Annotated in this window: 14 protein-coding genes; 3 read left to right on the top strand and 11 right to left on the bottom strand. The window is 67.7% G+C overall.

The window, feature by feature from the left end:
* Positions 1-4: 4 nt before the first annotated feature.
* From AC2A1N_RS11645 to AC2A1N_RS11635, 3 genes are all read left to right on the top strand, one after another.
* Entirely contained in the window at positions 5-1,414 is a 1,410-nt protein-coding gene (locus AC2A1N_RS11645; RefSeq protein ID WP_180869938.1) for an ATP-binding protein, read from the top strand.
* A gap of 176 nt (positions 1,415-1,590) precedes the next feature.
* Positions 1,591-4,617 carry a two-component regulator propeller domain-containing protein gene (locus AC2A1N_RS11640; RefSeq protein ID WP_484372297.1) on the top strand — a complete coding sequence of 1,009 codons (3,027 nt, stop codon included), beginning with the start codon at positions 1,591-1,593 and terminating at the stop codon, positions 4,615-4,617.
* Between the two features lie 12 nt (positions 4,618-4,629).
* A complete protein-coding gene (locus AC2A1N_RS11635; RefSeq protein WP_242892866.1) occupies positions 4,630-4,767 on the top strand; it encodes a hypothetical protein in 138 nt (45 codons plus the stop codon).
* 341 nt (positions 4,768-5,108) lie between these two features.
* On the opposite strand, the gene rnt is transcribed toward AC2A1N_RS11635, so the two are convergent.
* The 11 genes from rnt to pstS (AC2A1N_RS11580) form a co-directional block, all read right to left on the bottom strand.
* Positions 5,109-5,693, bottom strand: a complete 585-nt coding sequence (gene rnt, locus AC2A1N_RS11630; protein ID WP_005408782.1) for a ribonuclease T — start codon at positions 5,691-5,693, stop codon at positions 5,109-5,111.
* Between the two features lie 230 nt (positions 5,694-5,923).
* Positions 5,924-6,445, bottom strand: coding sequence for an HvfX family Cu-binding RiPP maturation protein (locus AC2A1N_RS11625; protein WP_242892868.1), 522 nt, complete (start codon positions 6,443-6,445; stop codon positions 5,924-5,926).
* Positions 6,446-6,470: 25 nt separating this feature from the next.
* Entirely contained in the window at positions 6,471-7,226 is a 756-nt protein-coding gene (locus AC2A1N_RS11620) for an HvfC family RiPP maturation protein (RefSeq protein ID WP_242892870.1), read from the bottom strand.
* A complete protein-coding gene (locus tag AC2A1N_RS11615) occupies positions 7,219-8,094 on the bottom strand; it encodes an HvfB family MNIO-type RiPP peptide maturase (protein ID WP_061478539.1) in 876 nt (291 codons plus the stop codon). Before AC2A1N_RS11615 ends, AC2A1N_RS11620 begins: the two co-directional genes overlap by 8 nt.
* Positions 8,081-8,440 carry an HvfA family oxazolone/thioamide-modified RiPP metallophore gene (locus tag AC2A1N_RS11610; protein WP_057498351.1) on the bottom strand — a complete coding sequence of 120 codons (360 nt, stop codon included), beginning with the start codon at positions 8,438-8,440 and terminating at the stop codon, positions 8,081-8,083. The genes AC2A1N_RS11615 and AC2A1N_RS11610 overlap by 14 nt, the downstream gene beginning before the upstream one ends.
* Positions 8,441-8,677: 237 nt before the next feature.
* Positions 8,678-9,385, bottom strand: a complete 708-nt coding sequence (gene phoU / locus AC2A1N_RS11605; RefSeq protein ID WP_242892872.1) for a phosphate signaling complex protein PhoU — start codon at positions 9,383-9,385, stop codon at positions 8,678-8,680.
* Positions 9,386-9,461: 76 nt separating this feature from the next.
* A complete protein-coding gene (pstB, locus tag AC2A1N_RS11600; RefSeq protein WP_049411272.1) occupies positions 9,462-10,292 on the bottom strand; it encodes a phosphate ABC transporter ATP-binding protein PstB in 831 nt (276 codons plus the stop codon).
* Between the two features lie 19 nt (positions 10,293-10,311).
* Positions 10,312-11,175, bottom strand: a complete 864-nt coding sequence (pstA, locus tag AC2A1N_RS11595; RefSeq protein ID WP_005415894.1) for a phosphate ABC transporter permease PstA — start codon at positions 11,173-11,175, stop codon at positions 10,312-10,314.
* Positions 11,175-12,143: a phosphate ABC transporter permease subunit PstC gene (gene pstC, locus AC2A1N_RS11590; protein ID WP_061478538.1), complete on the bottom strand. Its 969-nt coding sequence runs from the start codon at positions 12,141-12,143 to the stop codon at positions 11,175-11,177. The genes pstA and pstC overlap by 1 nt, the downstream gene beginning before the upstream one ends.
* A gap of 82 nt (positions 12,144-12,225) precedes the next feature.
* A complete protein-coding gene (pstS, locus tag AC2A1N_RS11585; protein WP_049411267.1) occupies positions 12,226-13,314 on the bottom strand; it encodes a phosphate ABC transporter substrate-binding protein PstS in 1,089 nt (362 codons plus the stop codon).
* A gap of 408 nt (positions 13,315-13,722) precedes the next feature.
* Positions 13,723-14,739, bottom strand: a complete 1,017-nt coding sequence (pstS, locus tag AC2A1N_RS11580) for a phosphate ABC transporter substrate-binding protein PstS (RefSeq protein WP_005415897.1) — start codon at positions 14,737-14,739, stop codon at positions 13,723-13,725.
* Between the last annotated feature and the right edge of the window lie 55 nt (positions 14,740-14,794).

Below are 14,794 nucleotides of genomic sequence, written 5' to 3'. Positions count from 1 at the left end.
CGCGATGAAGCGCCTGCGCCATTTCCTGTCCTCGATGGTCGGGCGGTTGTTCGTGATCCTGCTGCTGGGCATGGCGGTGGCTGCGATCGGCGCGACCATGCTGGCCACCTCCAAGCGCCAGCAGGAGTTCGAGCGGCAGAACCTGAACCGCATCGCCGACCGCCTGCAGGGCTACGTCAACCTGCTGGACGGCAATCCGGAGCTGCGCGAGCGCCTGCTGGCGATCGGCGGGCCGAGCGTGCGCGCGCTGCAGCCGGGCGCACGCCTGGGGCGTGCCGACACGGCGCTGATGGAAGTGCTGGAAGACCGCCCCGGGCCGGTGTCGCGCGCGCGCGTGCACTTCGCTTCGTTCCGCTCCTGCATTCCCAAACTGCAGGAGCTGCTGCCGCCGCCGCCGCCGGGCCACCGGCGGCCGCCGCGCGAACGCGACCCCGCGTTCATCCCGCCCAAATGCCGTGCAGTGGACGTGACCCTCAACGACGGCACGCTGCTGAAGCTGGCGCTGGACTCGCCGGCGGTGGCGCACAACGGCATCCTCGCCGTGGACCCATGGTTCCTGACCCTGCTGGTGCTGGCGATTGCCGTGCTGGCCTATATCGTCGCGCGCATGGCCAGCGCGCCGCTGCAGGAACTGGCCGCAGCCGCAGAAGACCTTGGCGATGACCTGCAGCGCGACCCGTTGCCACTGCGCGGGCCGCGCGAAGTGCAGCGTGCCGCCGAAGCCTTCAACGCCATGCAGCACCGCCTGCAGCGGCACCTGGCCGAACGCACGCAGATGCTGGCGGCGATCACCCATGACCTGCAGACGCCGCTGACGCGGCTGCGCCTGCGCCTGGAGAATGTCAGCGACGAGGCCCTGCGTGAGCGCCTGATCGGCGACCTGGCGGCGATGCAGGCGCTGGTGCGCGAGGGCCTGGAACTGGCGCGCAGCGCCGAGAGTGCCGAGCAGCGCGCCGCACTTGACCTGGATTCGCTGCTGGAGAGCATTGTCGAGGACGCCGCCGAAGGCGGCGGTGATGTGGTCTTCGAAGGGGGCAGTGGTTCGGTGCTGATGCTGCGTCCGTTGGCCATGCACCGGCTGTTCTCCAACCTGGTGGACAACGCGGTGATGTACGCGCAGCGGGCACGGGTGCGGGTTGAGCGGAGCGGCGGTGCAATTACCGTGGTGGTGGCCGATGACGGCCCGGGCCTGGCCGAAGAGCAGCTGGAGGCGGTGTTCGATCCGTTCGTGCGGGTGGAGACCTCGCGTTCGCGCGAAACCGGCGGGGCCGGCCTGGGCCTTACCATCGCGCGCGCCCTGGCCGAGAAGGACGGCGCTCGGTTGTGGCTGCGCAACCGTGCCGAAGGTGGCCTGGAGGCGGTGGTGCAGTGGCCTGCCAGTGCCCAGGTGGTGGCACCCGGCCGCGCCGGCTGAGTCGGCGCGCTGCGAACGGTGACGCCGGGGCCGGGGTTTGGCCTATCATCTGCGCATCTCCCCAGTCTCCCCCCGATGAGCCAGCCCGTTCCTGCCGGCATGCCATTGCACGCTGCCCGGCTGTTCCCGCACGCTGCCGCGTCCTGCAGCCGCACCTGGCCGCCGCCGCTGCGGTGATGGGCGGGCAGGGGGACAAGAGGCGCTGGGTGGAGCGCCGCGCATCAGGATTCAGGCGGGCACTGCGGCAGGGCCTGTTGTGGCTGCTGCTGGCCCTTGCGCTGCCGTTGGCTGCGCAGGAAGGCGCGCCCCCGCTGCGCGACTACGCCATCGATGTATGGACCTCGCGCAACGGCCTGCCGCACAACTCGCTGCGCGACATCGCGCAGACGCCGGAAGGCCATCTCTGGTTCGCCACCTGCGAAGGGCTGGTGCGCTACAACGGCCTGGACTTCACCGTGTTCGACCGCAGCACGCGCCCGGGCCTGCGCGACAACGGCATCGGCGCCCTGTTCGTCGACCGCCAGGGCGGACTGTGGATCAGTGATTCGCGCGGCAACGTCAGCCACCGTGGCGGTGATGGCCAATGGCGGGTGTGGGAGCACCAGGCCGATACGCCGCAGGTGCTGATCCAGTCCATGCAGATGGACAGCCAGGGCCGGCTGTGGCTGCTGTACGAAGGCAAGGGCATCGGCTACCTGACGCCGGACAGCGGCATTGTCTACCAGGCGCCGGCGGCGGACCTGCCGATGGCGATGAGCTTCACCAGGCTGGTGGTCGATGCACAGGACCGGGTCTGGGTCGGTACGCTGGACGGGCTGGTGCTGCGCGACAACGATGGCGTGCTCAAGCGCGCCCCCGCCGCATGGGGGCTGGGTGCCGGCAGTGGCCTGTCGTGGCCCTACCGTGCGCCGGATGGCGCGTTGTGGATTGTCGCCGGTGAGCGCCTGTACCGGGTGGAGGATGACCAGCTCGTGCTGGTGCACCGCCTGCCGGGCCAGCTGCACATGACCTCGATGCTGCAGGACCGGCACGGTGACCTGTGGCTGGGCACCGAGAACCAGGGCCTGCTGCGCATCTCCGCACATGGCCTGGAGCGACTGCCGGCCGGCCTGAACCTGCCGGGCGGACGCGTGGTGAGCCTGCGCGAGGATGCCGAAGGCAGCATCTGGGTGGGCGCCAACGGCGGGCTCTATCGCCTGCGCGAAACACTGTTCAGCAGCTACACCGAGCGCGATGGGCTCAGTGGCGACTACGTGCGCACGGTATTCGAGGATCGAGATCGCCAGCTGTGGGTCGGCAGCGCCAGTGGCTTGGACCTGCAGACGCCGGATGGCCGGTTCCGTGCCGTGCCGCTGCACAACCGCGGTGGCAAGGCACCGTCCGTCCTGAGCCTGGCGCAGGGGCCGGACGGTGACCTGTGGGTGGGCACCTTCGGCGACGGGGTCTACCGGCTCGGCCGCGACGGCCACCTGCGCCACAACTACGCGGCAGCCGACGGCATGCCGGGTGGCAACATCCGTGCGATCAGCGTTGATTCGCAGGGCGTGGTCTGGGCCGGCACGCAGAAGGGCGTGGTGCGCATCGACGGCGACCAAGTGCAGGTCTCGAACGTGCCGGGCATGCCCGGCGGCCTGATCACCGCGCTTGAGCATGACCATCAGGGCAACCTGTGGATCGGCACCATCGAAGGCATCCGCGTGCTGCGCGGCGACCACGTGCAGTCGATCGACCTGGCGCCGCTGGGCGGTGGCCGCAGCGTGTTCGGCTTCCACCAGCTGGGCGACGCGATGTGGATCAGCAGTGATCGCGGGCTGTATCGCTGGCGCAACGGCAGGCTGGCGCGGGTGGGGCTCGAGCAGGGCATGCCGGTGGATGCGGTGTTCCAGCTGGTGCCGGATCGCCTTGGTAATGTGTGGATCAGCAGCAATCGCGGCGTGCTGCGCACCAATATGGCCACCCTCAACGCCGTGGCCGATGGCCGCACGCCGCGGGTGGGGGTGGAGCGTTACAACGAGATCGACGGCATGGCCAATGCACAGGCCAACGGCAGCTCCAGCCCATCGGCGATCCTGCGCCAGGACGGCACGTTCTGGGTGGTCACCGCAGGCGGCCTGAGCACGGTCGACCCGCAGCGCCTGCAGCGTTTCCGCGAGCGGCCATCGCCGCCGGCCGCGATCGAGAGCGTGCAGGTGGATGGCGCGCCGGTGCATTGGGAAGGGCCGGATCGCAACCATATTCCAGGGGGGCGCCGGTTGGCGGTGAGTTATGTCGGCCTGAGCTACCTGATGTCCGACCGGATCCGCTACCGCACGCGGCTGGACGGGCTGGATGCCGGCTGGGTCGAGCGCGGCCCGCAGCGCAGCGTTGAGTTCGTCGGCCTGCCGCCGGGCGACTACACCCTGCATGTGGCGGCCGCCCATCCCGGCGGCAGCTGGGGCCAGCAGGAGGCGGTGTGGAGCTTCACCGTGGAGCCGTTCTGGTGGCAGCGCCGCAGCGTGCAGGTGCTGGCGGGGATGCTGCTGCTGGCTGGACTGGTGGCGCTGTACCGGCTGCTGCTGCAGCAGCTGAAGGCCAGCAACCTGCGCCTGGCACGGCGGGTGGACGAAGCGACCTTCGATCTGCAGGCCAAGACGGTGCACCTGCAGGCGCTGAACCAGGAAAAGACCGAACTGGCCGAGCGCCTGGCGCGCCAGGCCGAAGCCTTCGAGCGGCAGGCCCGCGAGGATGCACTGACCGGCCTGGCCAATCGCCGCGCCTTCGACGAAACGCTGGCGCGTGACTTCGCCCGGTCACAGCGCAGTGGTCATCCGCTGTGCCTGGTGGTGCTCGACATCGATCACTTCAAGGAGGTCAACGACCGCCACAGCCACAGCATCGGCGATGCCGTGCTGGTGCAGGTGGCGTCATTGATCGCAGCGGCCTGCCGCGACTCCGACCTGCCGGCGCGCACCGGCGGCGAAGAGTTCGCGCTGCTGCTCAACGACACCCGCCTGGAGGAAGCCGCACAGCTGTGCGCGCGCTTGCGCGGCCTGTTCCATGATCATCCCGATTGGGGCGGCGTGGCGGGCCTGCGTGTCACCTTCAGCGCGGGCCTGGTAGAGCTGGATGCCGACGACCGCACCCCGGCGCTGCTGTACCAGCGCGCCGACCGCGCGCTGTACCGCGCCAAGAGCGACGGCCGCGATCGCACGAGCATCGGTTGATCGCATCCACGCATGGCGTGGATCTACTGGAGTGCCGCACCAACCGGCGGTGCCGACCAATGGTCGGCACCCACCAAAGGAGTACCCACCACAGAGGTCGTCGGCAGCCTCAACGAGCGCAGCGATCCGCTGTTGCTCCTGCTTTTCTGATCTTTCCGGGGCACCCAGCAACGTGTCCGTGGCCGGACGGGTGGGCTGCGCAGGGGCGTGAGCCGCATGGGCCTGAGGCATGCCTCGGGCGGGTTGGGCCGGATGCCCAACCCCGGTCTTGCCGTGTGCGCAGGACAGCGCACACGAGCAAGCGGCGACCGAGCTTACAGGGGTGAGGGCGCTTTGCTTGCGAAGCACTGCTTCGCAAGCGCCCGAACGCACAGCCGCCAGCGGCTGGGCCGGGCCCCGGAGGGGTACTTGCAGCGTCCCCTGCGCAGTCCACCCGTCCGGCCCAACTGATGATTCGCTTCACGCCACGAGGGGCTCCGCCGTTGGCCGCTTCAGCGCGGCCAGGCGTTGGCGATGGTGCAGAACAGCCGCGCGGTCTGCTCGGTGTCATACACCGCGCTGTGTGCCTCGTTGGCATCCCAACCCAGCCCGGCGGCGGTGGCCGCACGCGCCAGCACGGTCTGGCCGTAGGCGATACCGGCCAGGGTGACCGTGTCGAACACGCTGAACGGATGGAACGGGTTGCGCTTGTGGCCGGTGCGGGCCACGGCCGCGTTGACGAAGCCGAGGTCGAAATGCGCGTTGTGGCCCACCAGGATCGCGCGCTGGCAGCCGTACTTCTTCATCGCCGCACGCACCGGAGTGAAGATGTGGTCCAACGCCGCTTTTTCTTCCTTGGCCAGCCGGAACGGGTGGTCGAGGATGATGCCGGTCACTTCCAGCGACTTCGGATCGATTTCCAGGCCCTCGGCTGGGACCACGTGGGCACTGGCGGTCTGGCCGGGGTAGAGCAGGCCGTTCTCGTCCATCTCGATCGGCACCGCGGCGATCTCCAGCAGCGCATTGCGCTGGCTGTCGAAGCCACCGGTTTCCACATCCACCACCACCGGCAGGAAGCCGCGGAAGCGTTGTGACATCGCGCGCTGCGCCTGGGGTACTGCGGAATCGGGAGCGGCGGCAGGTGCGGAGGGGGAGTCAGTCATGCGTGAATTCTAGCAGAGCGACCCTGAGCGCCCGGCCAGCCTTCTGCGCATGGGTTCCCTGCGTGGGCGTGTGTCGACCAAGGTCGACACCTACCGGGCACCGCACGCTCAGGATTCCGGTGCCAACCTTGGTTGGCACACGGCGCACCGACCATGGCCGGCATCTAGCGCACCGCAGGCCGTGCCGTCGTGACCGATGGCTGCCACCGGGCCAACCAGGCGTCCACGCTCAGCTTGCCGGCGCCAGTGAAGATCAGCGGCAGCAGCATGGCCATGAACAGCACCGGCAGCTTGAAGTTGCCGTAGCCCTGGTCGCTGATGGCATACCCCATCGCGAGGTCACCCAGCGAATTCCATTGCATCGGCCAATGCACCGCATAGGTCGCCACCACGGTCAGCACCAGCAGGCTGGCGGCGGCGAAGCGGGTACCGAAACCAAACAGCAGGCAGGCCGCGCCAACCAGTTCGAACCAGGTGGCCAGCTGCCAGTTCAGGGCAGCAGGCAGTTGGTTGAACGGGAACGGGAAGGCGTCCTGCAGGTCGGCGAACCAGTTCTGGCCGTGCAGCTTCTCACGGCCGGATTCGAAGTATTCCCAGGCGAGCAGCAGGCGCAGGCCCAGCGGCGCCACCCAGGGGGCGAGACGGTTCAGCCGGCCGCGCGCGGCGGCCAGGAGCGGCAGGTTCATCGTTGGATCTCCAGTGGAAGAGGCGTCAGGGCGGGGGGGCGAGCGGGCCGATCACGCCGGCCTGCAGGAACTGCAGCAGCAGTGCAGCACCGGGCTCGGCCAGTGCGTCTTCGGCCAGGCCGTGCGAGGTGGCCAGCTGCTGCAGGTACGTCTGTCCTTCCAGGCCGGGCCGTTCGCCGATGCTGACCAGCAGGTGTACCGCCAGCGGGCTGAGCGCGGCGAATCGCACTTCACCGTCGGCTTCGCGGCGGACCAGCAGGCCGGTGGGTTCTGGAAGGGGCTGGGTCGGCGCATCCTCTGCACCGAGACGGTGCACCGGCCATTGGTACAGCAGCGGCCACGCCAGCGGCGAACGCCGCAGCGGCACCCGAAGCGGATCAGTATCGCCAGGCGCAGGAAGCGGTTCGGCCTGCAGCTGGTACAGCGCGGTTTCCACCCACTCGTAGTGCGCCAGTTCGGCCAATGCCGGGTGGGGCAGCTGTGGCTGCGCCTGCAGCCACTGCACAAATTCAGCGGCCAATTCGGTGAACAGCGGTGTCTGGCAGCGATGCGTGGCGAAGTAGTGGTGCACCAGGGCGCTCCAGGCCGGTTCGCCAAGCAGGCGCACGCAGACCGGGAAACCGTTGCTCAACAGGCCGAGCAGGTTGTTGAACAGCAGGTGCCGGTATACCGCGACCCGGCGTGGATCCAGGCCGGCCGGCGCAGGTACCGCCTGCGGGTCGCGCAGGTGTGCGGTGAACGCGTGCTGCTGCGCGCGCAGGGTGTCGGCGGAATCAATCATGTGCCATCCCGGCGTGCGTGGCCTGCAGGCGGCGGATGGTCTGCAGTTCGCCCTGCAGTTCCGCATACGGCGGGAAATTGAAATCGCGTTCGAGCAGGGTGGGGCGCGGGCCGATCCGTGCATAGGTACGCGCCAGCAGCGCCCAGACCGGATCGATCACCGCGCTGCCGTGGGTATCGATTTTCAGGTCCGGGGCTTCATCCAGATGACCGGCCACATGCAGGCAGACGATGCGCCGTGCAGGCAGGCCGGCGATGAAGGCATCGGCATCGTAGCCGTGGTTGCAGGCGTTGACGTAGACGTTGTTGACGTCCAGCAGCAGGTCGCAGTCGGCTTCGGCAAGCACCGCATTGGTGAACGCCAGCTCGTCCATCGCCGGTTCCGGTGCCAGGTAGTAGGACACGTTCTCCACCGCGATACGGCGGCCCAGCAGGTCCTGCACGCGGCTGATGCGCTGCGCGGTATGGCGCACGGCTTCGTCGGTGAAGGGAATCGGCAGCAGGTCGTACAGGTGGCCGTCGTCGCTGCAGTAGCTCAGGTGCTCGCTGTACAGCGGCACGCGGTGCTTCTCCAGGAACCGGCCGACCTGTTCCAGCAGCTGGGTATCCAGCGGTGCACTGCCGCCCAGCGACAGCGACAGGCCGTGGCAGCTCAGCGGATGGCGCTGCGCCAGTTCGGCCAGGGCATCACCGGCCGGGCCGCCGACATGGATCCAGTTCTCCGGTGCGCATTCGAGGAAGTCGAAGTCGCCTTCCGGGGCGTCACGCAGGTCCTGCAGCAGCGCCCGGCGCAGGCCCAACCCGGCGGCCGCCGCACGAAGCGGCGACCGCGGGTGGACGAGGCTGGCGCGGGCGTCAGTGCTTGCCACCGCACTTGCCTTCGCCGCACTTGCCTTCAGCCGACTTCTTGTCGCCGGTCTTGGCAGCCGCTGCACCAGCGGCCTTGCCCTTGTCGGCGCCACACTTGCCTTCGCCGCACTTGCCTTCGGCAGCCTTGCCCTTGTCACCGCCGCACTTGCCTTCAGCGGTCTTGCCGTCGGCGCCGCACTTGCCTTCGGCGTGCTTGGCATCGGCAGCCTTTGCCGCCTGGCCCGCCACCAGGTAACCCTGGGCGAGGTCGCTCATGCTCAGCGCCGAGGCGCTGGCGGTCATGCCCAGGCCGGCGGCCAGGGCGGTAGCGGTCAGCAGGGACAGGGTCTTGTTGGAACTGCTCATCGGTCTTACTCCTGGGTGGTGGGCAGGTGCCCGGGGTGAAACGATGGTGCAGCGATCCTACTCAACGAATCCTCGCCAAGAACTCAAATTTTCGTGAGATTTGTTACAGAGGCATCCGGAAGGTCTGCGCCGGGCAAGCACGGCGCCCACAACGCGGGCGGAACACCGCAAAAAAGGAAGGCCGCTGTCACAGGACAGCGGCCACCTTGGAGTCGACTCCGGTGTTGCAGTGCAGCGTCAGGGCTGGCCGGTGCTGGAGGTCTCGTCACGCTTCTCACGCGGTGGCAGCGGCTGCTCGCCGTGCACCAGGAACCACACGTTCTCGGCGATGTTGGTGGCGTGGTCGCCCACGCGCTCCAGGTTCTTGGCCATGAACAGCAGGTGGGTGCACGGGGTGATGTTGCGCGGGTCTTCCATCATGTAGGTGAGCAGCTCGCGGAACAGCGCCGTGTACTGGGCGTCCAGGCGGGCGTCGTCCTCGCGCAGTGCCAGTGCGGCCTCGGCATCGTTGTCGCGGTAGGCGGCGATGGCACGGCGCACCTGCTGCGCGGCCAGGCGGCCCAGCGCGCGCAGGCCCTGGATCTGCGGCAGCGGCGGCACCTTGCCCAGCGCGATCGAGCGCTTGGCCACGTTCGCTGCATAGTCGCCGATGCGCTCGATGTCGGCCGGGATGCGCAGGCCAGCGAGGATCTCGCGCAGGTCGCGCGCCATCGGCCCACGCAGCGCCAGGCGCATCACGTCGTGGCTGATCTGCTGCTCAAGCGTGTCGATCGCTTCGTCGTTGGCGATGATGCGATGGGCGGCGTTCTCGTCGCGTTTCTCGATCACGTCCATCGCCGCTTCGAGCTGGGCGACGGCCATCTCGCCCATGCGCACGATTTCGGCCACCAGGCGCTGCTGCTCCTCGTCGTAGCTCTTGACGATGTGGTCGTTGGGAAGGTTCATGGTTGTTCCGCTCTGTAGAGTCGAGCCATGCTCGACAGACGTTGTCTGGAGAGTCGAGCCACGCTCGACTGAGGTTTCAGCCGAAGCGACCGGTGATGTAGTCCTCGGTCTGCCGCTGCGACGGCTGCGAGAAGATCACTTCGGTGCGGTCGTGCTCGATCAGGTCGCCCAGGTACATGAAGGCGGTGTAGTCGGACACGCGCGCAGCCTGCTGCATGTTGTGGGTGACGATCACGATCGTGTACTCGTGCTTGAGTTCTTCCACCAGCTGCTCGATGCGGCTGGTCGAGATCGGGTCCAGCGCCGAGGTCGGCTCGTCCAGCAGCAGCACCGACGGGCGCAGGGCCACGGCACGGGCGATGCACAGGCGCTGCTGCTGGCCACCGGACAGGCCCAGTGCGCTCTGCCCCAGCTTGTCCTTCACTTCGTCCCACAGCGCGCCCTGGCGCAGCGCCTGCTCGACGCGGTCGGCCATGTCGGCCTTGCTCAGCTTCTCGTGGTGGCGGATGCCGTAGGCCACGTTCTCGAAGATGGTCATCGGGAACGGCACCGGCTTCTGGAACACCATGCCGACCTTGCTGCGCAGGCGATTCATCGGGTACTTCGGCGACAGGATGTTCTCGCCGTCCAGCAGCACCTCACCGCGCGCTTCCAGCTTCGGGTACAGCGCGTAGATGCGGTTGAAGATGCGCAGCAGGGTCGACTTGCCGCAGCCGGAAGGACCGATCAGCGCGGTCACGCGCTTCTCCGGGATTTCCAGGTTGATGCCCTTCAGGGCGTGGAACTTGTCGTAGTAGAAGTCCAGTCCGCGCGCGGCAAGCTTGACCGGAGCCGGGGTGTGCAGGCTCTCGTGCGAGGACGGCACGGCGATGCGCTGCATCGGCACGGCGTTGGAAAGGTCGTTCATGGCGTTATCCACGGAAAGGTCAGTCATGGGAGATACGGTTGCGCAGCAGGATGCCGCGGGCGGCAAGGCTGACCAGCAGCACGAAGACAGTCAGCACCAGGGCACCGGCCCAGGCCAGTACCTGCCAGGATTCATACGGGCTGCCGGCGAACTGGTTCATCACCACCGGCACCGAAGCCATCGGCTGGAAAATGTTGTTGTTCCAGTACTGGTTGCCGAAGGCGGTGAACAGCAGCGGAGCGGTCTCGCCGGAGATGCGGGCCAGCGCCAGCAGGATGCCGGTGATGATGCCGGCGGAGGCACTGCGGTACAGCACCTGCACGATCACCTTCCACTGCGGGATGCCCAGCGACAGGGCCGCTTCGCGCATCTGCGAGGGCACCAGGCGCAGCATCTCGTCGGTGGTGCGTACCACCACCGGCAGCACGATGAAGGCCAGCGACAGGGCGCCGGCGAACGCCGAGAAGTTGCCCCCGGTCTGCATCACGTACAGCGTGTAGACGAACAGGCCCAGCACGATGGACGGGGCCGACAGCAGGATGTCGTTGACGAAGCGGACCACGGTGCCGGCCTTGCGGGCGTTGCCATACTCGGCCAGCCAGGTACCGGCCAGCACGCCCAGCGGGGTGCCGATGCCGATGGCCAGTGCACACATCACGGCACTGCCGAAGAAGGCGTTGGCGAGGCCGCCGTCCTGCATCGGCGGCGGGGTCATCTTGGTGAACAGATCCCAGTTGATGCCGGCCAGGCCCTTGGCCGCCAGGGTGAACAGGATCCAGCCCAGGAAGAACAGGCCGAACAGGGCGGTGGCGCAGGACGCAGTGATCGCAACGACGTTGCCGATGCGGCGGCGCAGGTACAGCGAATCAGCGGTGGTGGACATCAGTTGCCCTCCTTGCGGGACAGGCGCATCAGCATCAGGCGGGCGATGGCCAGCACCACGAAAGTGACGATGAAGAGGACGAAGCCGAGCAGCAGCAGGGCCGAACGGTAGGTTTCAGTGGCTTCGCCGAAATCATTGGCGATCAGCGCGGCGATGGTGGTGCCCGGTTCCAGCAGCGACGGCGACAGGCGCACGCTGTTGCCGATCACGAAGGCCACCGCCATCGTTTCGCCCAGCGCGCGGCCCAGGCCGAGGAAGATGCCGCCGATGACCGCCGAGCGGGTGTAGGGCAGGACGATGTCCCAGCTCACTTCCCACTTGGTGGAGCCCAACGCATAGGCCGATTCCTTCAGGCGGGTGGGCACGGTCAGGAACACCTCGCGCATCACCGAGGAAATGAACGGAATGACCATGATGGCCAGCACGAAACCGGCGGTGAGCATGCCGATGCCCAGCGGCGGGCCCTGGAACATCGGGCCGATGACCGGCCATTCGCCCAGGGTCTCGTTGAGGAACGGGGTGACGTACTCGGTCATCACCGGCACCAGCACGAACAGGCCCCACATGCCGTAGATGATCGAGGGGATGCCGGCCAGCAGTTCGATGGCGGTACCGACCGGGCCACGCAGCCAGCGCGGCGCGACTTCGGTGAGGAAGAAGGCGATGCCGAAGCTGACCGGCACGGCGATGACCATCGCGATGACGGCGGTGACCAGGGTGCCGTAGATCGGGGCGAGGGCGCCGAACTTGTTTTCGACCGGATTCCAGTCGGCGGAGAAGAAGAAGCTCAGGCCCTGCATCTGCAGGGCATGGCGGCCGCCCCACAGCATCGACAGCGCGGCGCAGGCCAGGGCGATCAGGACGAAGATGACGGTGCCGACCAGCACCCATCGGAACAGTTTGTCGTTGCGGGCATCACGCGTGTCACGCGTGGACGGGGCGGCTACAGGCTGGGCGATGGCATTCATGGGGACGGCAGGGCCAGGAAGGGGCGGGGCGGCACGGCGTGGAACAGGCGGTGCCCGCGCGGGGCGGGCACCGTCGAGTCCATCACTTCAGGTCGGTCGCCCAGTAGGCCTCGATCTGCTTGACCAGTTCGGCCGGCAGCGGCACGTAGTGCAGCTCGTTGGCCTGGGCCTGGCCGTTCTCGAAGGCCCACTTGAAGAAGGCCAGGGTGTCCTGGTTGCGCTTGGCGTCCTTCGGCTGCTTCTGCATCAGCATGAAGTTGGTGGCGGTGATCGGCCACGCCTGCTCGCCCGGGGCGTTGGTGATGACCAGGTTGAAGTCCTTGGCGCTGGCCCAGTCGGCGCTGGCGGCCGCAGCGGCGAAGGTTTCCGCGCTCGGCTCGACCCAGTTGCCGGCGGCGTTCTGCATGGCGGTATACGGCATGCCGTTCTGCAGGGCATAGGCCAGTTCGACGTAGCCGATCGAGCCCTTGATCTGCTTCACGTAGGACGCAACGCCTTCATTGCCCTTGCCACCGACGCCGTCCGGCCACTGCACCGAGGTGCCTTCGCCGACCTTGCTCTTCCACTCCGGGCTGACCTTGGACAGGTAGTTGGAGAAGTTGAAGGTGGTGCCCGAACCGTCCGAACGGTGGACCAGGGTGATCTTGCCGTCCGGCAGCTTCACGCCCGGGTTGGCGGCGACGATCGCCGGGTCGTTCCAGGTCTTGACCTTGCCCAGGAAGATGTCGGCCAGCAGGGCGCCGCTCAGGCGCAGCTTGCCGGCTTCCAGGCCTTCGATGTTGACCACCGGCACCACGCCGCCGATGGCCGACGGGAACTGCGCCAGGCCGGCCTGGGCCAGCTCCTCGCTGCTCAGCGGCTTGTCGGAGGAACCGAAGTCGACGGTGCCGGCCTTGATCTGGGCGATGCCGCCGCCGGAGCCGATCGACTGGTAGTTGATCTTGGCGCCGGTGCTGGCGTTGTAGTCAGCCGACCACTTGGAGACCAGCGGGAAGATGAAGGACGCGCCCGCGCCGGACACTTCGGCGGTCACCTTGGCACCGGCAGCGGCGGGGGCAGCGGCAGCGTCGGCAGCCGGCTGCTGCGCGGCCTGCTTGTCGCCACCGCAGGCCGACAGGCCCAGGGCGATGGCCAGGGAAAGGGCGGCAAGGCCGGCCGAGTGCAGTTTCATGGTCACTCCATAGCGGGGAAGAGCCGACGTGGTCGGCGGATGCGGCTATGAAATGATGTTTTTGTTACAGCCGTATTACGACCATGACAGAGGTGTCGAGGATCACGTTCTGACAAGGCTTTCACAGGGCTGGCGCCGATCCGGCCGGGGCCCGGAAACCCCGGATCTGCGCACCGATATGACGGCGGCTTGGTCCTTGCAGCGTCAATGCGCGACAGCTCCTCGCCCACGGTAGGTGCGGACCGTTGGTCCGCACGCTCCAGAGCGCAGCCGAGCGTCGGCTCGGCTCTACAGGGGCAGGTGCATCCCCGAAAACAAGAAGAGCGCGAGATCTCGAGGATCTCGCGCCCGGGTGGGAGCGGCGGGGGAGAGAGGACCCGCCGCCCCCGTTCCTGCGGGGGAACGCGCTTACTTCAGGTTCTGCGACCAGTAGGTCTCGATCTGGCGGACCAGGCTGTCCGGCAGCGGCACGTAGTCCAGCTGGCGGGCCTGGGCGTCGCCGTTCTTGTAGACCCAGCGGAAGAACTCCTGGGTCGCCTTGCCATTGGCAGCATTCTTCGGCGTCTTCTGCACCAGGATGAAGTTGGTGGCGGTGATCGGCCAGGACTCGGCGCCCGGCGCATTGGTCATCACCAGGTAGAAGTCGCGGGCGTTGGCCCAGTCGGCGCTGGCAGCGGCGGCAGCGAACGAGGTGTCGCTCGGCTGCACGAACTTGCCGGCGGCATTCTTCATCGCCGTGTAGGAGAGCTTGTTCTGCAGCGCGTAGGACAGTTCGACATAGCCGATGCCGCCCTTGATCTGCTTCACGTAGGCGGCAACACCTTCGTTGCCCTTGCCGCCGATGCCGGCCGGCCACTGCACCGAGGTGCCTTCACCGACCGAGCTCTTCCACTCCGGGCTGACCTTGGACAGGTAGTTGACGAAGTTGAAGGTGGTACCCGAGCCGTCCGAACGATGCACGACGGTGACCTTGGCGTTCGGCAGAGTCACGCCCGGGTTCAGTGCGGCGATGGCCGGGTCGTTCCAGGTCTTGATCTTGCCCAGGAAGATGTTGGCCAGCACGGCGCCGTCCAGCTTCAGGGCGCCCGGGGCGATGCCGGCCACGTTGACCACCGGCACCACGCCACCGATCACCGACGGGAACTGCGCCAGGCCTGCAGCAGCCAGGTCTTCCGGCTTCAGCGGCGCGTCGGAAGAGCCGAAATCAACGGTCTTGGCCTTGATCTGGGCAATACCGCCGCCGGAACCGATGGACTGGTAGTTGACCTTGTTGCCGGTTGCGGCGCTGTAGTCGGCCGACCACTTGGACATGACCGGGTAGATGAACGATGCACCCGCGCCGGTGATGTCGGCGGCGTTGGCGGCGAACACGGACGATGCAGCCAGGATGGCGACAGCGGCGCGCGATTTGAAGGCGTGGATCACGGGGAGACTCCTGGGGTGGTGGTCGAAGGGCGGTTGCCCGACGTTTCGGTGCACA

It is taken from the genome of Stenotrophomonas maltophilia group sp. SKK55, from assembly GCF_057179845.1.
This window is presented reverse-complemented; position numbering and strand designations above follow the sequence as displayed.